Below are 25,773 nucleotides of genomic sequence, written 5' to 3' on the forward strand. Positions count from 1 at the left end.
GGAACGGTATGATTTCTGCGGTCCTGTGGGATGTGGACGGTACCCTGGTCGACCCGGCGTCGGCTATCACGGGCGGGATGGCCGACGCCCTGGAGGCCCATGGCTATCGGCGGCCCAGTGAGGCTGAGATGCAGAAGTTTGTGGGGCCCCCGGTGAATTTTAGTCTGGCCCATTTCACCGAGGTCCCTCACGAGCGTTTTGGTGAGGTGATTAGCACCTACCGGGATTTTTACCGCGGCCAGGGTATCGCTCGTTCTCGGCTCTATCCCGGTCTGCGGTCGCTGCTGGAGGGGCTGCATGGAGAAGGTATCGCTATGGCGGTGGCCTCCCAAAAGCCCCTTTACCTGGTCCATGAGGTACTGGATCATTTTGGTCTCACCCAATTTTTTACGGTTCTTGCCGGTGCCCCCGATGAGCTGGGATCCGGGGACCAGAGCCTGCCAGCCGATAAACCGGGAATTATCGCCTATGCGGTGGACAATCTCGAAGAAAAAACAGGTCAGCAGCTGGACAGGGGTAGAAGTGTCATGGTGGGGGACAGGCTCTATGACGGCCGCGGCGCGGCTCTCAACGGTATCGCGAGTATCGGTGTGGGCTGGGGGTTCGGTGGGGCAGATGAACTCAGTGCAGAATTTGATGACGTTGTCGGCAGCCCCCAAGAACTTGAGATAGAAATTCGCCGGTGTCTTTCCGGTAAAAGCCGGGCAGGTTAGTTTTCCCGGTGGGTATATAACGGTGTTGCGGACTGTCCGCTGTCCAAAGATACCGGGCAAGATAGTGAGCGTGTAGAGAAAATATTCGAGGAGTGTAGTGGCTGATCCTGCAAGTTACCGGCCTGCGGCGGGGGAGGTGCCCACCCTGCCCGGTGTTTACCGGTTTCGCGACGAATACGGCAGGGTTATCTATGTGGGCAAAGCCAAAAATCTGAGGAATCGGCTAAACTCTTACTTTGCCCACCCGGGGTCCCTTTCCCCCAAAACCTATGCCATGGTGCACACCGGAGCCTCGGTGGAGTGGACGGTGGTTTCGAGCGAACTCGAATCGTTACAGCTTGAATACACCTGGATTAAAGAGTTTACACCGCGTTTTAATATTGCTTTCCGCGACGATAAATCATACCCCTATCTTGCGGTGACCCTGAACGAGCCGATTCCATGCGCCCAGGTGATGCGGGGCGAGAAAAAGAAGGGTGTGCGTTATTTCGGGCCTTTTTCGCAGGCATGGGCTATCCGTGAAACCCTTGATGCTCTGTTGAGGGTTTTTCCTGTGCGCACCTGCACGGCGGGGGTTCTACGCAGAGCCCAGCAGACAGGGCGTCCCTGTCTGCTGGGCTATATCGATAAGTGTTCGGCACCGTGCGTGGGTAGAATCTCGCGTGAGGACCACCTTAAACTTGCCGAGGATCTCTGCCGTTTTATGGGGGGCGGGGCAGAAAAGTTGATGGGCGACCTCACCCGTGACATGAAGAGCGCGGCGGCAGATTTTGACTTTGAAAAAGCGGCGGTACTGCGCGATGATATCGCCGCCCTGAAAAAAGCTTTTGAGCGAAACGCGGTGGTTCTCTCCGACCGGGTCGATGCCGATCTTTTCGCTTTTGCCAGCGATGAGTTGGAGACCGCTGTGCAGGTGTTTTACGTGCGTGGCGGAAGAATTCGGGGGCAGCGTGGCTGGATTGTTGAAAAGGTCGAGGACACCACGGACTCGGCCCTGGTTGAACAGCTGCTCATGCAGGTTTACGGTGAGGTGGCGGAAGTCGCTGCCGCTTCCTCCGGGCTTGAGCTGGAGCAGGCCCAGCACGATATTCCCCGCCAGATCATTGTGTCTCACCTCCCTGACAATCGGGAGAAATTAGAGGAATGGCTGAGCGGTGTGCGGGGGTCGAAAGCCCGGATTACTCTGGCCCAGCGCGGTGATAAGCGGGCCCTGCTCGAAACGGTTGGGGAGAATGCGAGGCAGTCCTTAAACCTGCATAAATCACGGCGGGCCACCGATCTCACCACCCGTTCGGCTTCCCTGGTGCAGTTGCAGGAGGCCCTGGAGATTGCCGACCCTCTTCTGCGGATAGAATGCTATGACATTTCGCATGTGCAGGGCACCAATGTGGTCGCCTCCATGGTGGTTTTTGAGGACGGTCTGCCCAAGAAAAGTGACTACCGAAAATTCTCTATCTCGGGGGAGGCCGCTCGCGATGACACCGCGAGCATGTACGATGTGATTTCGCGTCGTTTCCGCCGCTATCTGGCCGACCTTCAGAAGAGGACAGAAGCTCCGCCGCGTAGCGGAGAAATATCGGCTCAACAGGCGGCAGAGAAGGAAGTTGTCAGGTTCGCCTACCCTCCTAACCTGGTTCTTGTCGACGGTGGCCCACCCCAGGTGGCCGCTGCCTCTACTGCCCTGGCCGACCTGGGGATCACCGATGTTCATGTGGTGGGAATAGCCAAACGTCTTGAAGAGCTCTGGCTGCCCAACGACGATTTTCCTGTGATTCTTCCGCGCTCATCCGAGGCACTGTTTCTGGTGCAGCGGCTCAGGGATGAGGCCCACCGTTTCGCTATCAGTTTTCACAGGTCTAAGCGTGGGCAGGCTATGGTGAAGTCTGCTCTTGACGGTGTGGAGGGTCTGGGGCCGGCTAAACGCGAGGCGCTGATTAAGCATTTTGGTTCTCTGAAGGGGATTATCGCCGCGGGTGAGGAGCGGCTGCAAGAAGTCAGCGGTATTGGGCCGGCAATGGCACGCAGGATTGTTGAGCATTTTGATAGCCCGTCCGATCCTGGGACAGACGAAGAGGCACCGGAACAAGACGAAGGTCTTGACGAGATCCCGCCGGGAGGTTTTAACCCCGCAACCGGGGAAATACTGGGGGAATAGGGCTACCGGTATGGCGACAGTACATACTAGTCTGGTAGTTGAAAACAATGAGTGGAGGGACAGGGCTGTGAGCGAGAGCCAGCGTTTAGAACCAATGAAGGAAGTCAAACCGGAAATTCTGGTGATCACCGGTATATCGGGTGCGGGAAGAAGTACGGCGGCCAACACGCTCGAAGACGAGGGCTGGTATGTGGTGGATAATATTCCCCCGCAGATGCTTCAGGCCCTGGCTGATCTCATTACCCGCGCCCCCGAATCGATGCCCAAATTTGCGGTGGGGATAGATATTCGTTCGCGGGCCCTCTTTAACGATTTACCGGCGGCAATAGATACGCTGCGTAAGTCAAACGTTGAGTTTTCTATGCTTTTTCTCGATGCCAAGGACAAAGACATTATTGCCCGCTATGAGGCGCAGCGCCGTCCGCATCCTTTACAGGGCAGTGGGCGGGTGCTCGACGGCATCAACCGTGAGCGTAAGCTTTTTTCGGAGTTGAAAGAAACCGCTGATACGGTGATTGATACGTCGGGTCTTAACGTGCACCAGTTGACGAAAACTATTCGGGAAATGTATTCGTCTACCGGGCCTAAGCTTTTGAACCTGACCGTGATGAGTTTTGGGTTCAAATACGGTGCGCCCCACGACGCCAATTTTATGGCTGATATGCGTTTTATTCCCAACCCTCACTGGATACCCGAGTTGCGCCCGCACACCGGGCTTGATGAGCCGGTGCGTGACTACGTCTTTGCCCATCCGGGTACGGAGGCTTTTGTTGATAGCTACGTGAAGGCTTTGGTTCCGGTGCTTGAGGGGTACCGTACCGAGGGTAAACACTATGCCACCCTTGCGATCGGTTGCACCGGTGGTAAGCATCGTTCGGTTGCTGTGGCCCAAGAAATTGCTCGCCGTGTGCAGGAGTTACCCGATGTCCATGTGAGTGTGCAGCATCGAGATATGGGGCGTGAATAGTATGGGGCTGAGGCCGGCAGTGAGGGTGACCGCGCTCGGTGGTGGGCACGGCCTGTACGGGTCGCTGTCCGCGCTGCGGCATATCACCACCAATATTACGGCGGTGGTGACCGTTGCAGATGACGGCGGGTCGTCGGGCCGGTTGCGCCAGGATTTTGATGTGTTGCCGCCGGGGGATCTCCGCATGGCGCTTTCAGCACTCTGCGATGATTCTGACTGGGGGCGCACCTGGCGGGACGCACTACAGCACCGTTTCGTATCGCTCAAAGACGATTCCAGCGGCGCCCTGGATGACCACGCCCTGGGTAATCTGCTGATCGTGACTCTCTGGCAGCTGCTCGGTGATACCGTGGGAGGCCTGGACTGGGTGGGGTCCCTGCTCAATGCGAGAGGTAGGGTGTTGCCCATGTCGTGTACACCGCTGGTTATCGAGGGGGACTCGGTGGGTATCGGTGAAAGCGGTGAGATAGAACGTGAACATCTAGTGGGGCAGTGCCACCTTGCCAGGGCTGCGCGCGTTGAAAACCTCACCCTGACCCCGCAGGATGCGCGGGCCTCTGACGAGGCTGTGCAGTCTATTCTCGATGCGGACTGGGTGATTTTAGGACCGGGCTCCTGGTACACCTCTGTCCTGCCCCATTTGCTGCTGCCCGGTATCCGGGATGCACTTCTTGAGACCTCTGCCAGGATCTGTGTGGTCATGAATCTGCAGCTGGAGGGGAAAGAGACCAGCGGTATGTCAGCTGCCGAGCATCTTCGGATTTTGCAGAAATACGTTCCAGAATTTAGGCTTAACGCAGTTATCGCTGACCACAATGGCATGGGGGACCGCTTTGAGCTTGAGCAGGCAGCCCTGAGCATGGGGGCACAGGTTACCTGGGCGCATGTGAGAAGCAGCAACGATCAGAATGTGCACCACCCCCTCAAGCTTGGCGCAGCCTATGAAGAGGTCTTTCGCCAGCACGTCTGAGGTTTTACCTGGCGGCAACGGGTACTCAGCGGATTCAAGGTATTTGGAGGAATCACCGTATGGCTCTCACACTATCGGTTAAAGAAGAACTCGCGCGCCAGGAGACCACAAAATCTTCGGTGCGTAAAGCAGAAATTGCAGCGATCCTGCGTTTTACCGGCGGACTTCACCTGATGTCCGGTCGTATTGTGATCGAGTCTGAGGTTGACCTGGAGCCAACCGTGCGCCGGCTTCAGCACAATATTTTTGAAATGTACGGCCACGAGTCGGAGGTTACGGTTATTTCAAGCGGTGGGCCGCGTCGCGGTGGCCGCTATATTTTGCGGGTGATTGAGGGGGGAGAGGCTCTTGCCCGGCAGACGGGTCTTCTTGACGGTAGGGGTCGACCGGTGCGGGGGCTGCCCCCCGCCGTGGTGAACGGCTCTGTTGCCGATGCGGAGGCGGTGATACGCGGTGCCTTTCTTGCCCACGGTTCGCTGACTGAGCCCGGTAGATCCTCGGCGCTGGAGTTCACCTGTCCCTGTCCAGAAGCTGCCCTGGCACTGGTGGGGGCGGCCCGGCGCCTGAATGTTATTGCTAAGGCGCGCGAGGTGCGCGGCGTTGACCGCGTGGTGGTGCGTGACGGTGAAACCATCGGTGTGCTCTTGGAGCGGATGGGTGCAACCGATGCCCTGGCGAGCTGGCGGGAACGACGCGCCCGCAAAGAGGTGCGGGCCACGGCAAACCGGCTGGCTAATTTTGATGACGCTAATCTGCGGCGTTCTGCACAGGCAGCTGTGGCCGCCGGTGCCAGGGTGGAGCGTGCCCTGGAGATTTTGGGTGAGCAGGTGCCGGGACATTTACGCTATGCGGGTGAGCTTCGGGTAGCCCATAAGCAGGCATCGCTGGATGAGCTGGGTAGGCTGGCTGACCCGCCTCTGACGAAAGACGCTATTGCCGGTAGGATCCGCCGTCTTCTGGCGATGGCGGATAAGCGGGCGCAGGAGCTGGGCATTCCCGGAACCGATCTGGGCAGCGGCACGGAGTACTAAAAAATATTCACCGGGTAGAGCTATCGGGCTGCGTGGGATTTTCTGCGCGGGTAAAAGTCACGGTGAAAACAAGCTCAAACGCAATGAAAAACGGATAAAACCACGCATATGTGAGGGAAAAAGCGGGTTTTGGGCAAAATTTCGCCAACAAAAAACACAAAATCACACCCAAACTCACATAATCTGTCGTAAGATAGTTGTGGAACCGGACGGAAGCCCGCACCAAACGAGGATTGACCCGAGAGGGATAGGGTTCTTGAGCGGGTGTGAAACCCACAATCGTCCAGGAAATTCACTGATACTAACTGAGGAGTTTGATCTACAGTGACTGTACGCGTAGCAATCAACGGCTTTGGCCGCATCGGCCGCACCTTCTTCCGCGCAGCCCAGGAGCACGGTCAGGGATTCGAGATCGTCGCCATCAACGACCTGACAGACGTGAAAACCCTTGCCCACCTGCTCAAGTACGACTCTATTATGGGCCGTTTCAAGGGCGAAGTCGCTGTCTCCGACGAGAACGACATGATCGTTAACGGTCAGGAGATCAGGGTCCTGGCCGAGCGCGACCCCGCTAACCTGCCCTGGAAAGACCTGGGCGTCGATATCGTTCTCGAGTCCACCGGTTTCTTTACCGACGGTGAGAAGGCCAAAGCTCACCTTGAAGCGGGGGCGAAGAAGGTTATTCTCTCCGCACCCGGCAAGAACATTGACGGCACCTTCGTGATGGGCGTCAACGATGACCAGTATGACTCCGCCACCATGAACATCGTTTCCAATGCTTCCTGCACCACCAACTGCCTGGCACCGCTGGCCAAGGTACTCAATGACTCCGTCGGTATTGAGCGCGGTCTCATGACCACCATCCACGCCTACACCGCAGACCAGCGTTTGCAGGACGCCCCCCACGGTGACCTCCGCCGTGCACGCGCCGCAGCCCTCAATCTGGTCCCCACCTCCACCGGTGCGGCGGCAGCTGTGGGCCTGGTTCTCCCCGAGCTCAAGGGTAAACTGGACGGTTTCGCGGTCCGCGTCCCCACCCCCACCGGCTCCATCGTTGATCTCACCTTCCAGGCTTCCAAGGAGACCACCGTTGAAGAAGTCAACGCGGCTCTGAAGGCAGCAGCTGAGGGCGACCTCAAGGGAATTATCACCTACAGCGAAGACCCCATCGTCTCCAAAGATATCGAGGGTGAGCCCGTTTCTACCGTGTTTGATGCACCGCTGACCAAGGTGATCGGTAACGAGGTGAAGGTGATCGCCTGGTACGACAACGAATACGGGTACACTGCACGCCTGGTGATGTTCACCAACAAGGTTGTATCGGAACTCTAACCCGACCGGGTCGAGAGATATTCAGAAACCATCCCGCTAGATATTGGAGATGAAGCACCATGGCTAAAGCTCTTGACGAGCTCATCGCTGAAGGCGTGTCCGGCCGCCGGGTTCTGGTTCGTTCAGATTTGAATGTGCCCCTGGACGGCACCACGGTGACCGACGACGGCCGTATCCGGGCCTCGCTACCGGTTCTCAAAAAGCTGACCGAGGCCGGTGCGCGAGTTATCGTAACCGCCCACCTTGGTCGCCCCAAGGGGCAGGTTGATCCCAAGTATTCCATTGCTCCGGCAGCAAAGCGTCTGGCAGAGCTCGCCGATTTCAGCGTGGTTGTTGCAACCGACGTTGTTGGTGAAGATGCCCGGGCTAAAGCGGGCAGTCTTCAGGACGGTGAAGTACTGGTTGTTGAAAACGTGCGCTACGATCCGAGAGAAACCTCGAAGGATGACGCGGAGCGCGGTATCTTTGCCGATGAACTGGTTGCTCTCACCGGCGACAACGGTGCCTATGTGGACGACGCTTTCGGTGCGGTGCACCGCAAGCACGCCTCGGTTTACGATGTCGCCAAGAGGCTGCCCGCCTACCTGGGGGACCTGGTTAAAAAGGAAGTTGATGTTCTTGCCAAGACCCTCAACGACCCCGAGCGTCCCTTTGTAGTGATCATGGGTGGGGCCAAGGTATCGGATAAGCTGGCCGTGATTGAAAACCTCATCGGTAAGGCGGACACCCTGCTCATCGGTGGCGGCATGGGCTATACTTTTGCGGCCGCGCAGGGGTACAAGGTGGGCAAGTCGCTTCTTGAGGCCGACCAGATTCCCACGGTTAAGCGCTACATGGAAGAAGCTGCCGCACAAGGTACCGAGATTATCACCGGTGTCGATGTCGTGTACGCATCTGATTTCTCCAACGACGCCGAGAGGGAGATTCGCCCGATTGAGGATCTCGAGGGCGGCAAGCTGGGTGCAGACGGTGAGGGGCTGGATATCGGCCCCCGGACCGCTCAGCTTTTCGCTGAGAAGATCAGGGCGGCCAAGACCGTTTTCTGGAACGGCCCGGTAGGGGTGGCAGAGTTCTCAAATTTTGCTGCCGGTACCAAGGCTGTTGCGGAGGCGGTTATCGAATCCGATGCCTTCTCGATTATCGGCGGCGGTGATTCTGCTGCGGCTGTCCGTAATTTTGGTTACGCGGATGAGCAGTTTGGTCATATCTCCACCGGTGGCGGTGCATCGCTGGAGTACATCGAGGGCAAGACTCTGCCCGGGCTTGACGCACTGGGCGCATAGTTGAATCTATAGGTGGCGGGTTACTTCTTTGCGGGGTAACCCGCTATCTTTGTTACAGGGGCACCAAGCCCACAACCCTATATCGACCTCTTACGATAACCCGCGCTGCAGCGGGGGATAGGACAATCATGGCTCGTAAGCCTCTTATTGCAGGTAACTGGAAAATGAACCTGGACCACGCCCAGGGGGTGACCCTGCTCCAAAAATTGGCGTGGACTTTAGCGGACACCGGCTTTGACTATGATCAGGCAGAGGTGACCGTGTTCCCTCCCTTTACCGATCTTCGGTCGGTACAGACCCTGGTTGACGGTGACAAACTGCAGATCACCTACGGCGGACAGGACCTCTCTGACCAAGACTCCGGTGCCTATACCGGCGATATCTCGGGTGAATTTCTGAACAAACTGGGGGCCACCTATGTGCTGGTTGGCCACTCAGAGCGCCGCACCATTCACGGTGAAAGCAACCAACTCTGCGCGGCAAAGGTCCAGGCAGCATACCGGCACAACCTCGTTCCCGTACTTTGTGTCGGTGAGGGGCTTGAGGTGCGTGAAGCCGGGGACCACGTGAACTTTACCCTGGAGCAGACCCGCCAATCCCTGGAGGGTCTCACGTCCGAGCAGGCCGAAACGCTGGTTATTGCCTACGAACCCGTATGGGCAATCGGCACCGGTAAGGTGGCTACAAGCGCGGACGCGCAAGAAATGTCTGCCGCGATTCGTGCCGAAATCGCCCAGCTATTTTCGGCGGATATTGCCGAAAAGGTCCGTGTTCTCTACGGCGGCTCGGTGAAGGCTGCCTCGGCTCCGCAGATCCTGGCTGAGCAGGACGTCGACGGTGTGCTCGTGGGCGGTGCATCTCTCGATGCCACAGAATTTGCCAGTATCGCCCGCTTCAACCGTTAAGAAGTCAGCCTGTTTCCGGCCCGGTATTGGGCAGAAACAGGGACGGTGGCGTATAGTGTGAAAGTGCTAGGAGACCGGCACTTTCCTCAACATTGAAAGGTTCTCGTGGAGACTCTGAAAATCAGCATTATGGTTGTTATCGCCGTGACCAGCATTCTCGCCATTCTTCTGGTTCTGTTGAACCGCGGCAAGGGTGGCGGGCTCTCTGATATGTTTGGTGGCGGTATGACTACCTCACTGAACTCGTCGGGATCAGCCTCAAAGAATCTCATCCGGCTCACCGTGACCGTTACGATCCTATGGGTGCTGGCAATTATCGCCTACGGGCTGGTACTGCGTTTCGACGTCACCGTCTAAAAACTTGCATAGTCAAAGGTTCCCGCTGAAAAAATTTTTCAGCGGGAACCTTTTGCGTAGAGAAACGGGAAAATCTAGCCGGCGAGGGAATCGGCGGTAGCGAGCACCAGGGTCTCTGCCTCCCCGTGCCCGGCGCGGGCCCCGGCGGCCGGTGTCTCATCGAGTGTGTCCGGCCCCAGCTCCGAGTCCTCAAGGTCAGCGGCTACCCGTAACCGAGCTGTTGCCTCCGCCTTATCGGCACCGGAAATCAGAAACCAGATACGTCGAGAGCTCCGTATCACCGGTAGCGTGAGCGAAACCCGGGTGGGCGGCGGCTTGGGGGAGTCGTGCACCGCCACAGCCGCCCCCTGGCCCAGCTGAATTTCCCCGCGATGCGGAAAGAGCGAAGCAATATGTCCGTCGGGTCCCATACCCAGTAGCACCAGGTCAAAGATCGGACCGAGCCGGCCCTCCCCGGCAAAGCCCGCCAGCTCAGCCTCATAGGCGGCAGCGGCTTCTTCTGGCGAATCAAACCTGTCGGAGGCCCCCATCACGTGAATATTTTCTCTAGGGATATCGATTTTATCCAGCAGAGTCTCACGGGCCTGCTGCTCGTTGCGGTCTTGGTCACCGGTGGGCACAAAGCGTTCGTCCGACCACCAGAAGTGAACGCGGGAAAAATCCAGCGAAATAAACTCGGGTAGGGTAGCCAGCTCCGCGAGCACAGCGGTGCCCATACCGCCGCCGGTGAGCGATAGATGGGCGATGCCCTTCCGCTCAAGCGCATCGGTGATCACCGTAAGAATACTGCGGGCCGCTGCACTACCCAGCCGCTGCCTGGTGGGGTAAGACACAAACCGTGGTTTAGGCATCGAAAACCTCGGTGGGCTCGATACCGGGATCAAATTCTTCGGTTTCACTGAGATCCACCACAATATTGCCCTTTTGTAGGGCCCGGGTGAGCACCTCACCGTAGACCTCATCGGGGTCAAGCCTGCGCAGCTCCTCAGCCAAACACTCGGCAAGGGTACGCACCGGAAGAGCGATTTGTTGGTCGGGTGCACCGGGGTAGGAGAGCAGCGCAATGTTACGTCCGGGACGGTCAATCACAATATCGCCGTCCTCACGTTCAAGCACCACCCGGTAGAGGCCGCGCTCGGTATTGGTGGTTGACAGGTGCACCTGGGCATCGAATTTATCCCCCAGCCAGGCCCCCAGCAAAACCACCGAGGGCGACTTTGACGAACCGGCAACAACAACCCGCTTCACCGGTGAATAGGGCACCTGATCAAGCACGGCGGCGAGCTGAATCCGCCAGAGCGTCAGCCTGATCCAGGCTAGATCGGTGTCACCGGCAGCATAGTTCTCAGCCAGCTGGCTGAGAATAACCATGGGGTCATCGGCACGGGCCGAATCGGTAATACGACGCTGGGCAATTTTCCCAATAGAATGCTCGGAAGGATTTCCGGGGACCGAGTGCGGCCACCAGGCGACAATCGGGGAGTCGGGAAGCAGCAGACCGGAAATCAGAGACTCTGTCGCCTGCCCTGCCCGGCCCCAGCCGCGCAACACAATCAGCTCGGACGCCCCGGATTCCCCGCCGATCTCCAATTCGGCATCGAGGCGATCTTCGGCCCCGGAATCTTCTGCGACGTGCACAATAATACGGCATGGATGCTCGTGAGATGCTCGCTGGGCAGCCTCACGGGCAGCCGATGAATGCCCGGAATCGGCAAGAATAACCAGGGTCAGCACGCTCCCGGACGTGGTACTACCGGTTTCTTCGCGCAGGCGCGAAATTTCCTTCTCTATCTCAATGGCATCGGTGTGCTCTAGTGTGTGTATCACGGGCGCCTCCAAACACGGTGATCACGAGCCAACAACTGATATGACGACTCGGGCCCCCACGAACCGGGCTCGTACGGTTCGGGCTGAACCCTGTGCTCCTCCCAGTACTTTTCAAAGGGATCAAGAATCTTCCAGGAAAGCTCAACCTCTTGGTGGCGGGGAAACAGCGGAGGCTCGCCCAGAAGCACATCGAGAATCAGCCGCTCGTAGGCTTCGGGCGATTCCTCGGTGAAGGAGTGGGTGTAGCCAAAGTCCATGTTGACATCGCGAATCTCGCTCTGCGTTCCGGGAACCTTAGCGGCAAAGCGGATGGTCATACCCTCATTGGGTTGCACCCTCACCACAATCGCATTCTGCCCGGAATCTTCATTCTGCTCAAAAAGGCGGTTGGGAGATTTTTTAAAGATGAGAGCGATCTCGGTTACCCTGCGCCCCAGACGCTTACCGGTACGCAGATAGAAGGGAACCCCGGCCCAGCGGCGCGTATTGATCCCCACCTTAATAGCGGCAAAAGTTTCCGTGCGTGAGTCTGCGGGAATATCCTTTTCCCCAAAGAAACCAGCCACTTCCTCGCCCCCCTGGTAGCCAGAAGAATACTGGCCTACAGCAAAAGACCGGGAAAGATCTTCGGGCAGCTCAACAGCCTCAAGCACCTTCTCTTTCTCCGCCCGCAGGTGACCGGCCTTAAAGCTAATGGGCTCCTCCATGGCGGTCAGTGCCAAAAGCTGTAACAGGTGGTTCTGAATAACATCGCGGGCAGCACCCACGCCGTCATAGTAGCCGGCACGGGAGCCTATCCCAAAGGGCTCAGCCATCGTGATCTGTACATGGTCGATATAGTTGGCATTCCACAGCGGCTCAAACATCTGGTTAGCAAAGCGCAGAGCCAGCAGATTCTGCACGGTTTCTTTGCCCAGATAGTGGTCGATACGGAAAACCGAATCGGCCGGGAAAACATCTTCGACAATAGAGTTGAGCTCGCGGGCAGAGTCGAGATCGTGGCCAAAAGGCTTTTCGATAATGACCCTGCGCCAGCCGTCCCCCTCGCCCCGCTGAGCCAGCTTGTGCCGGGCAAGCTGCTTGAGTACCTGCTCAAAGGCTTTGGGGGGGATTGACAGGTAGAAAGCGTGATTACCCTGGGTACCGCGGGTTTCCTCCAGTTCCTTCAGAGTCTGCTTGAGACGCTCATAAGCGGCATCGTCGTCAAAAGCACCCTGTACAAAGCGAATACCGCGCGCAAACTGGTTCCACACGTCTTCGCGGAAGGTGGTGCGAGAATGCGCTTCGACCGACTCGTGCACACGGTCCCGAAAATCGTCATTGCTCCAATCACGGCGGCCAAAACCAACCAGTCCAAAGCTGGGAGGTAACAACCCTCGGTTCACCAAATCATAAACGGCGGGCAGGAGTTTCTTCCGGGCGAGATCTCCGGTTACACCAAAGAAAACCAGTGTGCTGGGCCCAGCAACACGGGTGAGTCGGCGGTCGCGTGGATCTCTCAGGGGGTTTTTTTCGTGACTATTTGGCACGGTTGATCCTTAGAAAAATATTTCTTATGTATACGGTTCCGGCGGCAACCACCGTCGATACCGGTGGTTGCCGCCGCCAATAATTTATACACCTGCAACGGTAGTAAAAACTATCGTCAACTACGTGATCTATTATGCCGCGGCCAGGGCAGCGCGCACAGTCTCCAGCAGTTCTTCCCAGGAAGTATCAAATTTCTGAAGACCTTCCTCTTCAAGTTTGGCAACAACATCCCGGTAGGGGATCCCCAGGGCCTCAATATCGTTGAGGATCTTTTCTGATTCGTCATAGGTACCCTCAACGGTGTTCCCCGCGACGGTCCCGTGTTCGGCAAAAGCTGCCAGAGTTTTTTCGGGGACGGTGTTGACAGTGTTGGGTGCAACCAGCTGGGAGACATAGAGGTCGTCCGGCAGCGACGGGTCCTTGGTGCCGGTTGAGGCCCAGAGCGGACGCTGAATATGTGCACCGGCAGCCGCCAGACGCTCCCACCTCTGAGAGGAAAATTCCTCTTCAAACACCTGGTAGGCAAGACGAGCATTAGCCAGTCCCGCCTTACTTTTGAGCGCTAGCGCCTGATCGGTCCCGATACTATCAAGCCTTCCATCGACCTCGGAATCCACGCGGGAGATGAAGAAGGACGCCACCGAGTGAATCTTGGAGAGATCCTTACCGTTCTCCAGAGCCTCTTCGAGCCCCAGCATAAAGGCATTGATCACCGCACGGTAGCGTTCCAGAGAGAAAATCAGCGTAACGTTGACCGAGATTCCCTCGGCAAGGGTCTTGGCGATGGGCTCAAGACCCTCCACAGTTGCCGGGATTTTGATCATGACATTGTCGCGGTCAACCTGGGCAGCAAGCTTTTTAGCCATAGCCGCTGTTTCCGCCGGCTTACGGGCCAGACGAGGGTCAACCTCGATAGATACACGACCGTCACGGCCCTGGGTGGCCTCATAGATGGGGGCAAAAATATCGCAGGCATTGCGTACGTCATCGGTCATGATCTCAAAAACGGCTTCTTCGAGCTCGGTACCGGCTTCTGCCAGCTGAGCCACCTGCTGAGCATACGATTTACCGTCGGACAGTGCGCCGGCAAAGATAGTGGGGTTGGTGGTCACACCAACAACGTTTTGGGTATCGATGACTTTCTGCAGCTTACCGGAGGTAATCCGCTCTCGGGAAAGGTCATCAAACCAGAGGGAGACACCGGCATCACTGATTTTTTGGGTTGAAGCTGTCATTGAGTTTGGTCCTTATTACGATAGGGTGAACAGAATTCTCTGACCCGGGCCCGCTGCCAGCCTTCCGCGGGTTTGCGGGCCCGGTCAGATGAGTTTTAGTCAGCTGCGGCAATCGACTCTTCGGCGGCTGCCACCACTGCCTCGGGTGTGATCCCGAACTCGCGGTAGAGTACATCGGCTGCAGCCGAGGCGCCGAAATGCTCCAGCGAGACAGCACGGCCGTGGTCTCCAAGGAGGTCATACCAGCTCATAGCCGAGCCCGCCTCAACCACCACGCGGGCCCGAACATCTGCGGGGATCACGGACTCGCGGTAGTCGGTGGACTCTTGGTCGAACCACTCCCGTGAGGGCATAGAAACCACCCTTGCCCGCACACCTCTGTCTGCCAAAAGCTTGCGGGCTTCCAGGGCGATCTCCACTTCGGATCCGGTTGCAATAATCACGACGTCGGGACGTTCCGGGGTATCGGCCACGATGTAGCCCCCGCGCGCCGCTCCCTCTGCGGAGGCAAACTTTTCGCCTTCAGCGTCGGCGTGGATATCCTCCCTGGCAATGACGGAAAGATTCTGACGGGAGAGAACCAGGCCGGTGGGGCGGTCCCGAGTTTCCATGATCCTGCGCCAGGCGACGGAGGTTTCATTAGCGTCTGCCGGCCGCACGAGGTTGAGATTGGGGATAGCCCGCATAGCTGACAGGTGCTCGATCGGCTGGTGGGTGGGGCCGTCTTCACCCAGACCGATGGAATCGTGGGTCCACACAAAGATATTGGGCACACCCATCAGTGCTGCCAGCCGAACCGCCGGACGCTGGTAATCGGTGAACACAAAGAAGGTTCCCGAGAAAGGCCGAGTGGGCGAAGACAGCGCAATACCGTTGGTGATTGCCGCCGCCGCGTGCTCACGGATACCAAAATGCAGTACCCGACCGTAGGGGCTGGAGGTCCAGGTGTCGGTGGAGAACTCAACGGGATTAAAGGAGGCCGCATCATCGATGGTGGTATTGTTTGAACCGGCAAGATCGGCAGACCCGCCCCATAGCTCAGGGAAGGTGCCAGCGATGGCATTGATCACCTTGCCGGAGGCGGCACGGGTGGCTATCGAGGTCCCCGCCTCAAATACGGGAAAGGCATCGCGGTAGCCCTCCGGTAGTTCACCGGATTCAAGACGCTCGTAGAGGGCAGCCCTCTCGCTGTTGGCTGTTTTCCACTGTTCAAACGCCTCGTTCCACCGCCGGTGCTCGGAGGCACCGCGGGTGGCAGCCTCGCGGGTGTAGGCAAGTACCTCGGGGTCAATCGCGAAGGACTGCGCGGGGTCAAACCCCAAAACTTCTTTGGTGGCGGCCACCTCGTCGGCACCCAGCTTAGCGCCGTGGATGGCTCCGGTGTTCTGCTTGGTGGGGGCCGGCCAGCCAATAACGGTGCGCAGCTCAATAATAGAGGGTTTGTCGGTGACCGATCGGGCAGCGATAATAGCCCGGTAGAGCTCATCGATATCTTCCTCGTAGTTGCCGGTTTTCGTCCAGTCAACACGGGCGGTATCCCAGCCGTATGCCTCGTAGCGTTTGAGCACGTCTTCGGTGAAAGCCACATCGGTGTCATCTTCGATAGAGATATGGTTGCGGTCAAAGATGACGATGAGATTACCCAGCTGCTGGTGGCCGGCAAGAGAGGATGCCTCGGCGGTGACACCCTCCTGAAGGTCACCTTCGGAAGCAATCGTGTAAATAGTGTGGTCAAAGGGTGAGGTCCCCGCGGGTGCCTCGGGGTCAAAGAGTCCGCGCATGCGTCGCTGAGCATAGGCGAAACCTACGGCGGAGGCCAGCCCCTGGCCCAGCGGCCCGGTAGTGATTTCAATCCCCCTGGTATGACCGTATTCGGGGTGTCCGGGGGTGAGGGAACCCCAGGTACGCAGAGATTCAAGGTCTTCCATTTCAAGCCCGTACCCGTTGAGGAAAAGCTGAATATAGGCGGTGAGGGAGGTGTGTCCGGGGGAAAGGATAAAACGGTCGCGGCCGGCCCAGCGGTCATCGGCGGGGTCGTGGCGCATAATCTTCTGGTAGAGCAGGTGAGCTACCGGGGCCAGGCTCATCGCGGTTCCGGGGTGGCCGGACCCAACTTTCTCAACCGCGTCAGCGGCCAAAACGCGCGCGGTATCCACCGCCCGGCGGTCCAGTTCCGTCCACTCCAGCTTGTTCCCAAGATTTGGCACGTCAATGTCTCTTTCTCTAGCTGATATACCCTGGTGGTCTCGTACGCCGGCCCGCACCCCGAACTCAGCTCAGGCTCATCGGTGTACGGCTGCGGCTTGCAGAGCCCACTAACAACGGTAGTTATATCTTTGCGGAATTGATAGGTGTTTCTTCACAAGAATAGTTCAAAGTAGAGGATGAAAATATGTTTATCGCCGTATTTTTGCTCCGGTGTTCTTGATCAGGGAAATATTAGCGTTCGAGAAATAAACGGTATAGCATGTACTTGACTATCTGTTCTTTTGCCGCGCTCTCAATGGCCGGTGCCGGCGGGATGCTTGTTTTCTCACGGAGGTTAACCGGGGTCCGATGAACAGATGTGCGATATTGGTGCTGAGGAGACCTCTCGTGTGTCACCGTCAGATACACGCAGGAGAACCGCAGGTCGCCAGGCACAGGTGTCTTACCAAGACAATTACCCACCAACACACTCGGTAGGAGCCCAGCTACAGTGAAGGGTTTGAACACCAACAGCGTGCTAGAAGCTCAGTCTTCAGCGCATGTAGAGAAAACTTCTGCCCAAACCGGTCCGGCTAGGGTGGTTTTTTGGCGCAGGGTGAGAGCCTATATCCACCTCACCAAGCCCCAGGTCATTGAGCTGCTTCTGGTGACCACCGCCCCAACAATGATATTTGCTGCCGGTGGTATGCCTGACCTCTGGTTGGTTCTCAACACCATGATTGGCGGTACACTGGCGGCAGGATCCGCGGGTGCCTTCAACTGCTACATTGACCGGGAGTCAGACAGGCAGATGCGGCGTACCGAGAAGCGTCCCCTGGTCACGGGGGAACTGAGCGACCGCGAAGCCCTCATTTTTGCCTGGGTCCTAGCCTGTATCTCCATCGTCTATCTCTGGACTCTGGTCAACCCTCTAGCCGGTGTTCTCGGTCTGGTCGCGATTCTGCTTTACGTTGTGTTCTACTCTCTTTTCCTCAAGCGGCGCACAGCGCAGAATATCGTGTGGGGCGGCTTAGCGGGGTGTATGCCTGTTTTCATCGCCTGGGCCGCGGTACAGGGCACTATCTCGTGGGCGGCGGTGGTACTTTTTACCGTTATTTTTCTCTGGACACCACCGCACTATTGGCCTCTGTCGATGAAATATGCCGAAGACTACCAGCGGGCTGGGATACCCATGCTCGGTGCGATTGCCAGCGCCAAGAGTGTTTCTGTGCAGGTGGTTCTCTACGCCTGGGCTATGGTTATCTGCTCGTTGCTGTTGGTGCCGCTGGGTGGTGCAGGCTGGGTCTATACCCTGACCGCTGTCGCAATTGGGGCGTGGTTCCTTTACCACTGCCACAAGCTCCACCGTCTGGCGCTGGCAGAGGAAGCAACCAGCCGCACCGCAATGACGGTTTTCCACGGGTCGATCACCTACCTTACGGTGCTGTTTGTTGCGCTGGCGATCGACCCGTTTGTGGGATCAGCTCTCATGCCCCTCTAGCGAGAGTCCACGGGCTCGAGCTCGCGCACCGCTGTGGCTGAGCGTTAGCTGTTTTTCGATGAGAGAGCTGGCCGCCCAGATAAAGAAGCCCGAACCGATGAGATGCAGCTCCACCAGCCAGATGGGGAGGCCGTTGAAAAACTGCGTGTATCCGACGATTGCCTGGTAGGTCAGCAGCGCAAAAATGTACCGGAGAAGTGTGGTGAACGTGGCCGGCCAGGCGTATTTTTTGGCCAGGATATAAAGGGTGAGGGCGACGAGGCAGAAACCCCACACCGAGAACGAGTGTAGGCGGGTGACCAGCCAGGGATCGAAGGCGTGACGGTGGGCCTGAGGGTCTCCGGCGTGGGGGCCGGTGCCGGTGGTAATGGTTCCCATCAATACCAGGAAGATCACCAGGAGGGCGGCTACCCAGCCCAGCACACGCATGGCGGTGGCCCTTGGGGGAAGCTGTTCTGCGGTAATGTCTTCTGCCTGCTGGGTGGGCCTGTTGAAATAACGCAATATTCTGTTGAGATAGATAGCGGCCAGAGCAATCATGATGGCGCTCAGACAGAAGTGGGCTGTGATCATCCAGGGGTTGAGTTTCATCCATACCGAGATACCACCCACAACTGCCTGGAGGGGGATACCCCAGAGAAGGAGTAGGGTGAGATTAAAAAGGTCATAGTAGCGCGATTCCTCCGGCCTTACCCCGATAAAAAGTTTGGGAAAAAGCTGCCTGGGGCCCGTGAGTCGGGGGAGGGCAATGCGCAGAATGGACAGGAAAGCCAGAACAGTGACCACCATGAGGACAAAGGTCAGTAGGCGGTTTCCGAACTCGACTATGCCGTGAATCCCCATCTCGGGGGTGGTCGTCCACGATCCGGTGGAGGTGCACCTGGGCCAGGTATCGCAGCCTAACCCCGATCCGGTAAGTCGCACAACACCTCCCGAAATAATAAGGACGATGTTGGCAAGGACCAGGGCGTAAGCCATTGATCTCACCCAGGGAGTATAGACGGTGGGCAGTATGCGGGCGTTCAAACGGGAAAGGGGCGCCCGGGTGTTGGGGGCGGTGTCGGTAGACATCACAGGGTAACCTATTTCTCTTGGAGGCGGACTAAGCAGACCATTTAAAAAATTTGGTGGCGAGGCCCCCGCATATCCCCGTCCATACAATGAGTAAGAGGTGCGGGGCCAGCAGGACCTGGTGGCTGAGGTATTCTCCGCGCAGCGCCTCGCCCAGTGCGCCCGACGGTAGAAGGTTCACGAGGAAACTCAGGGGACCCGGTAGGGTGCTAGCGGGAATAAGGGTTCCGCCGGCGGCGGCAAGGATTACCCATGCCATGTTGACGATGGCCAGGGTAGCCTCTGCCCGAACGGTGCCGGCAATGAGTAAACCTAGCGAAGTAAAGGCAGCCGCCCCCAGAAACAGGGTGGGAAGTGACATGAGGACAGCGGTAAAACTGGGTTTCCACCCCATGGTCAGCGATACAGCGGCCACCAGAAAAAACTGTACCGTCAGCACACCGAGTACAGCTAGGATTTTTCCCGCAATCAATCCGTTTCTGCCCAGCGGAGTGGTGGAGAGAAAGCGAAGCACACCGTAGCGCCGATCAAACCCGGTTGCGATACCCTGCCCAGAGAGGGAGGTGGAAATAACGCAGAGTGCGAGCACACCGGGAACGGCGACATCGATTCTGCTGGTACCAAACTCCCGGGCGAAAGGATCGAGAAAGCTTGTCCAGCTCATGGCGCAAAGAGCCATCAGGGGGAAGGCGATGTTGAGCATGAGCTGTTCACCGTTTTTGAGCATGGCTAGCAGCTCGTATTTCCCCTGGGCTAAGAGCCTATGGGGGACCGTGCCTGCGCGACGCTGGGCCGCTACGGAAGATAGTTTTATGCTGCGCTCTGTGCGTGAAATTCGGGGGGAAGTCATCGAATATCACGCCCTGCGAGGTCTAAAAATACGTCTTCAAGGGTTCGGGGAGCAAGCTCTATGGCGGTGGGCATCAGCCGGTGATGCCCCAGTGCTGTAGTGAACTCAATGAGAACCTCATTGGTGAGCGGGCCGGTGAGCAGGTAGCGACCGTGGCCCCGGTGAGTCAGCGAGAAACTCCGGTGGCTGCGGGGCAGCAGGTCCGCTGTCACAAGGTTTTCTTGCGGGAGCGTGATACTAACGGTTTTGGTGTCACCCGCGGATTTTTCAAGAAGGTCGGCCACCGTGCCGTCAACCAGGTTTTCCCCGCGCTCAATAATGTACACGTGGTCGGCTAGCCGCTGGGCATCATCAAGAAGGTGGGTGGTGAGAATAATGGCGGTTCCCCGTTCTTTTTGTTCTTCAATGATGGTGAACACCACCTGCCGCGACTGCGGGTCAAGACCGGCGGAGGGCTCATCGAGAAAGAGAAGATCCGGTTGGCCCACCAGCGCGGCGGCTAGTGCAACCCGCTGTTTTTGCCCGCCCGACAGGTGGCGTATGGAGGTTCCGTTGAACGAATCGATACCCAGACGCCGGGCGAGGTCGGTAACACTGAGCGGTGCAGAATACATTTTTGCCACGTGTTCAAGAAGGGCTATTGGTCGTACAGACTGGGGGAGTCCGCCGTCCTGGAGCATGACACCCACCCTGGCGCGCAGATCTGGGCCGGCGCCCCAAGGATCTTGGCCCAGCAGGGAAATGCTGCCGCCGTCGCAGTTGATCAGCCCCTGGGCACAGGCTAAAGCTGTGCTCTTGCCGGCACCGTTGGCCCCCAGCAGTACGGTGACCTGGCCGGGATAGGCGCGCAGGGAAATATTGTTGACGGCTCGCACGGTGCCTCGGTCTGTCAGGGCTTCGGGATGCCTGTTTCTAAAATTTTTGGAGGGCCGAAACTCTTTAACGAGAGACTGTATCTCCAGCGCGGGGGCACTGGTTCTCTCCGTGGATCTGGAATCTTCTGTGTGCGGCACTGTTTCATTCTACGTTGTTCTTCTGCCCCGTACACTTTTCGCGTGGCGGGGAACTGCGGTTCGACCGCTTCCAGTCTTTCTGCGCCGATAGTGAAGAAAGGGGAGCCTTACTAGCCAGTGCACAATAATTAGGACATACTTTAGTTGTGTATTCCGTAAGACAAGCTCAAAACCATCCCGGTCCCGGTGTGCGCAACGCGGAAACAGAGGAGCGAACCCGAGATCGGGTTCTTCGCGGAGTTCTCAACCACGGCCCCGTTTCTGCGGCCAGTCTCGGCGAGGAGCTCAACCTCACTCCCGCAGCGGTGCGACGGCATCTTGACGCTCTTGAGGCGGATAATCTTATTATTGTCGCCCCCCTGAAGCAGTACGGGGCGGGCGCGGGCAGGCCCGCGCGTCGCTACGTGATTGCTCCGCAGGGGCACTCGCAGATCGGTAATGACTATCTGGATATAGCCCGCGATGCACTCATCATGCTGCAGCAGACCGTTGGCGATGATGCCCTGAGAGCTTTCGCCTCAGCGCGAGCGGCGGAGATGGAAAAGAAATATCGGCCCGTCGTCGATGCGGCGGGAGAAAATATCGCGGAGAGGGCGGCGGCACTGGCGGCTGCCATGACCAAGGATGGCTTTGTGGCATCGGCAAACGTTATGGAGCCGCAGGCAGATACCGCAGTGGCCCGCCACATTCTTGCAAGTATTCAGCTGTGTCAGGGACACTGTCCGGTACGCGACCTTGCCGAGGATTTCCACATTTTCTGTGACCAGGAAACCAGGGTGATCGCCGACCTTCTCGGTGTGGATGTTCGTAGATTGTCAACTATGGCTGACGGCGCGCACGTATGTACCACCCATGTTCCGCTGGAACGCCCCACCGATGCGCCGGTGGCAGAAACACAGGAATAAATACTTCTTTTGGCCCGATGGCTAAAAGATCCCCACAGAAGAAAGGTTAAAATGACTGAACAGGTTGAGCGTCAGGCCAACGACACCGTCATTTCAGAAATTCTGGAGGCAAACCCCGAACTCGAAGGTATCGGTACCTACGAGTACGGCTGGTACGACTCCGACGAAGCGGGTAAAGCTGCGCGCCGAGGTCTGAGCGAAGACGTCGTGCGTGATATTTCGGCCAAAAAGGACGAGCCCGAATGGATGCTGAATATGCGTCTGAAGGCCCTTAAATTTTTTGACCGCAAACCCATGCCCACCTGGGGTGCAGATCTATCCGAGATTGATTTCGACAACATCAAATATTTTGTTCGCTCCACCGAGGGGCAGGCTAAAACCTGGGAGGACCTCCCCGAGGATATCCGTAATACCTACGAGAAACTGGGTATCCCGGAGGCCGAGCGTGAGCGCCTGGTAGCGGGTGTTGCGGCCCAGTATGAATCCGAGGTGGTCTACCACCAGATTCGCGAAGACCTCGAAAAGCAGGGGGTCATCTTTGTCGACACCGATACCGCCCTGCGCGAGTATGAGGATATTTTCCGCGAATATTTTGGCACCGTTATTCCCGCCGGTGACAATAAGTTTGCCGCGCTCAACACCGCCGTGTGGTCGGGTGGCTCGTTTGTCTACGTGCCTCCGGGGGTGCATGTGGAGATCCCGCTACAGGCCTACTTCCGTATTAATACCGAAAATATGGGCCAGTTTGAGCGTACCCTCATTATTGCCGATGAGGGCTCCTACGTGCACTATATTGAGGGCTGCACCGCGCCCATTTACAAATCGGATTCGCTGCACTCGGCTGTGGTTGAAATCGTGGTTAAAAAGAACGCACGTGTCCGATACACCACTATCCAGAACTGGTCTAATAACGTCTACAACCTGGTCACCAAGCGAACCATCTGTGAAGAAGGCGCGACCATGGAGTGGGTCGATGGCAATATCGGTTCCAAGGTCACCCAAAAATACCCGGCGGTGTACATGGTGGGTGAGCACGCCAAGGGAGAGACCCTCTCCATCGCTTTTGCCGGGGAGGGCCAGCACCAGGATACGGGCTCAAAGATGGTCCATATTGCCCCCAACACCTCGTCGTCGATTGTTTCCAAGTCGATTGCCCGCAACGGTGGGCGCTCAGCCTACCGGGGGTTGGTGCAGGTGAGGGAGGGTGCTTCACACGCAAAATCTAATGTGGTCTGTGATGCTCTGCTGGTTGATACCATCTCGCGATCGGATACCTATCCCTATGTTGACGTGCGTGAAGACGACGTGACGATGGGGCACGAGGCCACCGTTTCCCGGGTGTCAGAAGAGCAGCTTTTCTACCTGATGCAGCGAGGTCTCACCGAAGAAGAAGCGATGGCAATGATCGTGCGCGGCTTTGTCGAGCCCATCGCACGCGAGCTACCCATGGAGTACGCTCTCGAACTCAACCGCCTGATTGAACTCCAGATGGAAGGATCTGTGGGCTAAATATGTCTAACACTGAAAAACTGGATCACGCTGCCCCGGCTATTCCCGGTATGACCGAGGAGGGGGAGAAGCTGGGTTCTGAGCATTCTGGCGATGATACTCTGCGGGTAAAAAATGTGCACCGGCAGGAGAGCTTTGACTCTTCCCGTGCGGGCCGCCCCACCTCCTACAGGGTGGAGGATTTTGCGCCGCTGACCGGTCGCGAAGAAGACTGGCGGTTTACCCCGCTCAAACGTTTACGGGGACTGCACACCGAGGTCCTCAACGGTGTTCCCCCCGAAGTGGGGCTGAATGCGCCCGATCAGGTTCTGATTGAAACCGCGGATAGAGATGACCCCAGGATCGGGCGGGCGGGCATACCCGAAGATCGGGTGGCGGCAAATGCCTGGAGTAGTTTTAGTCAGGCGACCGTGGTTACTATTCCACAGGATGCCGAGCTGGAGCAGCGCGTGGAAATAGATATTAACGGTGTGTCTCTTGACCCCGCTGCCCAGCACATCGTGGTCGAGGCCAAGCCTTTCTCGAAGGCCGTGGTGGTACTGCGCCACACCGGTTCAGCTGTACTCGGTCAAAATGTTGAATTTATTGTGGGAGACTCTGCTGATCTCAGCGTTATTACCGTGCAGCAGTGGAACGATGATTCCACTCATGCTTCAGCCCACTACGCCAAGCTGGGAAGAGACTCTTTCTTCAAACATGTCAATATCTCGCTGGGTGGCGAAACAGTAAGGGTTACTCCCACCACCAAGTTCACCGCTCCCGGTGCCAATACCGAAATGTACGGACTTTATTTTGTCGATGCGGGCCAGCACCTGGAGTCACGTCTCTTTGTCGACCACTCGGTACCTCACTGCCGTTCGCGGGTGACCTATAAGGGTGCCCTCCAAGGCCGGGGCGCCCACTCGGTGTGGGTTGGCGACGTGCTGATTGGAAAAGAAGCCGAGGGGACGGACACCTACGAGCTCAACCGTAACCTTATTCTTGAAGACGGTCCCCGGGCCGACTCGGTACCCAACCTGGAGATCGAAACCGGGCTCATCGCGGGCGCCGGCCACGCCTCAACCACCGGCCAGCTTGATGAGCAGCACCTGTGGTATTTGCAGGCGCGCGGGATCCCCGAGCCTGAAGCCCGCCGGCTGGTGGTGCGCGGCTTCCTCAACGAAATTATTCAGCAGGTGCGAATCCCCGAGCTGGAAGAAGAGCTGACCGCAGCTCTTGAAGCCGAACTGGCACTGAGCAACAACTAGCTAAACACCCAGCACACTAGAAGGAGAACAATGTCAACTCTTGAAATTAAAGATCTTCACGTCTCCGTGATTTTGGATGACGAGAACTCTAAGCCCATTCTCAAGGGCGTAAATATCACGATTAAATCCGGAGAAATCCACGCCATCATGGGCCCCAACGGTTCGGGTAAGTCGACCCTGGCCGCCACTGTCGCGGGCCATCCCAAGTATCGCGTGGACTCCGGCGAGATTCTGCTCGACGGTGAGGATGTCACCGAGATGTCGGTGGATGAGCGTGCTCGGGCGGGCCTTTTTCTTGCCATGCAGTACCCGGTGGAGATTCCCGGTGTCACCATGTCCAACTTCCTGCGGTCGGCTAAAACCGCCGTCGATGGGCAGGCCCCGGCGCTGCGCACCTGGACCAAAGACGTGAAAACCGCTATGGAGAAGCTCAAAATTGACCCCGACTTTGTGGCCCGTAACGTGAATGAGGGGTTCTCGGGCGGCGAGAAGAAGCGTCACGAGATTTTGCAGCTGGAGCTGCTCAAACCCAAATTTGCTGTGCTGGACGAGACCGACTCGGGTCTTGACGTTGATGCCCTGAAGATTGTTTCTGAGGGTGTTAACCGCGCCCACCAGACCAACGAGATGGGTGTAATGCTCATTACCCATTACACGCGTATTTTGCGCTATATCAAGCCTCAGTTTGTGCATGTGTTTGTTGACGGACGTATGGTTGACCAGGGCGGTCCCGAGCTTGCCGATCGTCTTGAAGAAGAAGGCTATATCTCCTACGAGGGTAAATAGTTTTTACGGGCAAGTTCTAAGGAGTAAAGATGACCGGGATAGGTGAGGCAGTGCGCCCTCCGCAGGAAGAGATTGAGGATGCCCTCAAGAACGTGATTGACCCCGAGCTGGGCGTCAATATTGTTGACCTGGGTCTGCTCTACGGAATGCGGTGGAGCGACGAGGGGACCCTTATCCTTGATATGACTCTCACCACGGCCGCCTGCCCTCTGCAGGAGGTCATTGAGGAGCAGGTGAAGCAGAACCTGGAAATTATCATTGATGACTGGCAGGTAAATTGGGTGTGGATGCCGCCCTGGGGCCCCGAGCGGATTACCGATGATGGCCGCGACATGATGAGAGCCCTTGGCTTCAATATTTAGGTAGCCGACCGAGACATCGTGTATTCGTGTCCTCTCA

23 protein-coding genes are annotated in these 25,773 nt (G+C 57.5%); 15 read left to right on the plus strand and 8 right to left on the minus strand.

Features of this window, described 5'->3' with window-relative positions; translation table 11 throughout:
- Positions 1 to 8: 8 nt before the first annotated feature.
- From ACS1BR_RS07765 to secG, 9 genes are all read left to right on the plus strand, one after another.
- Entirely contained in the window at positions 9 to 713 is a 705-nt protein-coding gene (locus ACS1BR_RS07765) for an HAD hydrolase-like protein (RefSeq protein WP_463561390.1), read from the plus strand.
- Between the two features lie 97 nt (positions 714 to 810).
- Positions 811 to 2,868, plus strand: a complete 2,058-nt coding sequence (gene uvrC / locus ACS1BR_RS07770) for an excinuclease ABC subunit UvrC (RefSeq protein WP_463561391.1) — start codon at positions 811 to 813, stop codon at positions 2,866 to 2,868.
- 94 nt (positions 2,869 to 2,962) lie between these two features.
- Positions 2,963 to 3,835 (plus strand): RNase adapter RapZ, encoded by an 873-nt coding sequence (gene rapZ, locus ACS1BR_RS07775; protein WP_463561661.1) that lies wholly within the window; start codon positions 2,963 to 2,965, stop codon positions 3,833 to 3,835.
- Between the two features lies 1 nt (position 3,836).
- Positions 3,837 to 4,805: a gluconeogenesis factor YvcK family protein gene (locus ACS1BR_RS07780; protein ID WP_463561662.1), complete on the plus strand. Its 969-nt coding sequence runs from the start codon at positions 3,837 to 3,839 to the stop codon at positions 4,803 to 4,805.
- A 59-nt stretch (positions 4,806 to 4,864) separates the two neighbouring features.
- On the plus strand, positions 4,865 to 5,836 hold the full coding sequence (gene whiA / locus ACS1BR_RS07785; RefSeq protein ID WP_463561393.1) for a DNA-binding protein WhiA: 972 nt from the start codon (positions 4,865 to 4,867) through the stop codon (positions 5,834 to 5,836).
- Between the two features lie 324 nt (positions 5,837 to 6,160).
- Entirely contained in the window at positions 6,161 to 7,168 is a 1,008-nt protein-coding gene (gap, locus tag ACS1BR_RS07790) for a type I glyceraldehyde-3-phosphate dehydrogenase (RefSeq protein ID WP_463561394.1), read from the plus strand.
- Positions 7,169 to 7,227: 59 nt separating this feature from the next.
- The gene (locus ACS1BR_RS07795) at positions 7,228 to 8,451 is read left to right on the plus strand and encodes a phosphoglycerate kinase (RefSeq protein ID WP_463561395.1); all 1,224 of its coding nucleotides are present in this window, start codon (positions 7,228 to 7,230) and stop codon (positions 8,449 to 8,451) included.
- A 128-nt stretch (positions 8,452 to 8,579) separates the two neighbouring features.
- Positions 8,580 to 9,356: a triose-phosphate isomerase gene (gene tpiA / locus ACS1BR_RS07800; RefSeq protein ID WP_463561396.1), complete on the plus strand. Its 777-nt coding sequence runs from the start codon at positions 8,580 to 8,582 to the stop codon at positions 9,354 to 9,356.
- A gap of 129 nt (positions 9,357 to 9,485) precedes the next feature.
- On the plus strand, positions 9,486 to 9,713 hold the full coding sequence (secG, locus tag ACS1BR_RS07805; protein WP_463561663.1) for a preprotein translocase subunit SecG: 228 nt from the start codon (positions 9,486 to 9,488) through the stop codon (positions 9,711 to 9,713).
- A gap of 74 nt (positions 9,714 to 9,787) precedes the next feature.
- Here secG and pgl read toward each other — a convergent pair whose 3' ends face one another.
- From pgl to tkt, 5 genes are all read right to left on the minus strand, one after another.
- Positions 9,788 to 10,564 carry a 6-phosphogluconolactonase gene (gene pgl / locus ACS1BR_RS07810; protein WP_463561397.1) on the minus strand — a complete coding sequence of 259 codons (777 nt, stop codon included), beginning with the start codon at positions 10,562 to 10,564 and terminating at the stop codon, positions 9,788 to 9,790.
- Positions 10,557 to 11,540 carry a glucose-6-phosphate dehydrogenase assembly protein OpcA gene (locus ACS1BR_RS07815; protein WP_463561398.1) on the minus strand — a complete coding sequence of 328 codons (984 nt, stop codon included), beginning with the start codon at positions 11,538 to 11,540 and terminating at the stop codon, positions 10,557 to 10,559. The genes pgl and ACS1BR_RS07815 overlap by 8 nt, the downstream gene beginning before the upstream one ends.
- Positions 11,537 to 13,042 (minus strand): glucose-6-phosphate dehydrogenase, encoded by a 1,506-nt coding sequence (zwf, locus tag ACS1BR_RS07820; RefSeq protein WP_463561664.1) that lies wholly within the window; start codon positions 13,040 to 13,042, stop codon positions 11,537 to 11,539. Before zwf ends, ACS1BR_RS07815 begins: the two co-directional genes overlap by 4 nt.
- A 159-nt stretch (positions 13,043 to 13,201) precedes the next feature.
- Positions 13,202 to 14,305: a transaldolase gene (tal, locus tag ACS1BR_RS07825; RefSeq protein WP_463561399.1), complete on the minus strand. Its 1,104-nt coding sequence runs from the start codon at positions 14,303 to 14,305 to the stop codon at positions 13,202 to 13,204.
- Between the two features lie 95 nt (positions 14,306 to 14,400).
- Entirely contained in the window at positions 14,401 to 16,512 is a 2,112-nt protein-coding gene (tkt, locus tag ACS1BR_RS07830) for a transketolase (protein ID WP_463561400.1), read from the minus strand.
- A gap of 500 nt (positions 16,513 to 17,012) precedes the next feature.
- Between tkt and ACS1BR_RS07835 the strand changes: the two genes are divergently transcribed.
- Complete coding sequence (locus ACS1BR_RS07835; protein WP_463561401.1) at positions 17,013 to 17,993, plus strand: heme o synthase; 981 nt, start codon at positions 17,013 to 17,015, stop codon at positions 17,991 to 17,993.
- On the opposite strand, the gene ACS1BR_RS07840 is transcribed toward ACS1BR_RS07835, so the two are convergent.
- From ACS1BR_RS07840 to ACS1BR_RS07850, 3 genes are read right to left on the minus strand one after another with little or no spacing between them, the layout of a single operon-like run.
- Positions 17,973 to 19,064 (minus strand): COX15/CtaA family protein, encoded by a 1,092-nt coding sequence (locus ACS1BR_RS07840; protein WP_463561402.1) that lies wholly within the window; start codon positions 19,062 to 19,064, stop codon positions 17,973 to 17,975. The genes ACS1BR_RS07835 and ACS1BR_RS07840 overlap by 21 nt on opposite strands.
- A 31-nt stretch (positions 19,065 to 19,095) precedes the next feature.
- Positions 19,096 to 19,914: an ABC transporter permease gene (locus ACS1BR_RS07845; protein ID WP_463561403.1), complete on the minus strand. Its 819-nt coding sequence runs from the start codon at positions 19,912 to 19,914 to the stop codon at positions 19,096 to 19,098.
- Positions 19,911 to 20,789 (minus strand): ABC transporter ATP-binding protein, encoded by an 879-nt coding sequence (locus ACS1BR_RS07850; protein ID WP_463561404.1) that lies wholly within the window; start codon positions 20,787 to 20,789, stop codon positions 19,911 to 19,913. Before ACS1BR_RS07850 ends, ACS1BR_RS07845 begins: the two co-directional genes overlap by 4 nt.
- A 326-nt stretch (positions 20,790 to 21,115) precedes the next feature.
- Between ACS1BR_RS07850 and ACS1BR_RS07855 the strand changes: the two genes are divergently transcribed.
- Genes ACS1BR_RS07855 through ACS1BR_RS07875 form a run of 5 tightly spaced genes read left to right on the plus strand, consistent with a single transcriptional unit; the run spans position 21,116 to position 25,736 of the window.
- Positions 21,116 to 21,832: a helix-turn-helix transcriptional regulator gene (locus tag ACS1BR_RS07855; RefSeq protein WP_463561405.1), complete on the plus strand. Its 717-nt coding sequence runs from the start codon at positions 21,116 to 21,118 to the stop codon at positions 21,830 to 21,832.
- Between the two features lie 51 nt (positions 21,833 to 21,883).
- Complete coding sequence (gene sufB / locus ACS1BR_RS07860; RefSeq protein ID WP_463561406.1) at positions 21,884 to 23,341, plus strand: Fe-S cluster assembly protein SufB; 1,458 nt, start codon at positions 21,884 to 21,886, stop codon at positions 23,339 to 23,341.
- 2 nt (positions 23,342 to 23,343) lie between these two features.
- A complete protein-coding gene (gene sufD / locus ACS1BR_RS07865; RefSeq protein ID WP_463561407.1) occupies positions 23,344 to 24,588 on the plus strand; it encodes a Fe-S cluster assembly protein SufD in 1,245 nt (414 codons plus the stop codon).
- A gap of 30 nt (positions 24,589 to 24,618) precedes the next feature.
- Positions 24,619 to 25,374 carry a Fe-S cluster assembly ATPase SufC gene (gene sufC, locus ACS1BR_RS07870; protein WP_463561408.1) on the plus strand — a complete coding sequence of 252 codons (756 nt, stop codon included), beginning with the start codon at positions 24,619 to 24,621 and terminating at the stop codon, positions 25,372 to 25,374.
- 29 nt (positions 25,375 to 25,403) lie between these two features.
- Positions 25,404 to 25,736 (plus strand): metal-sulfur cluster assembly factor, encoded by a 333-nt coding sequence (locus ACS1BR_RS07875; RefSeq protein WP_463561409.1) that lies wholly within the window; start codon positions 25,404 to 25,406, stop codon positions 25,734 to 25,736.
- Positions 25,737 to 25,773: the final 37 nt, after the last annotated feature.

Source organism: Rothia sp. 18CD1-1 (assembly GCF_055285355.1).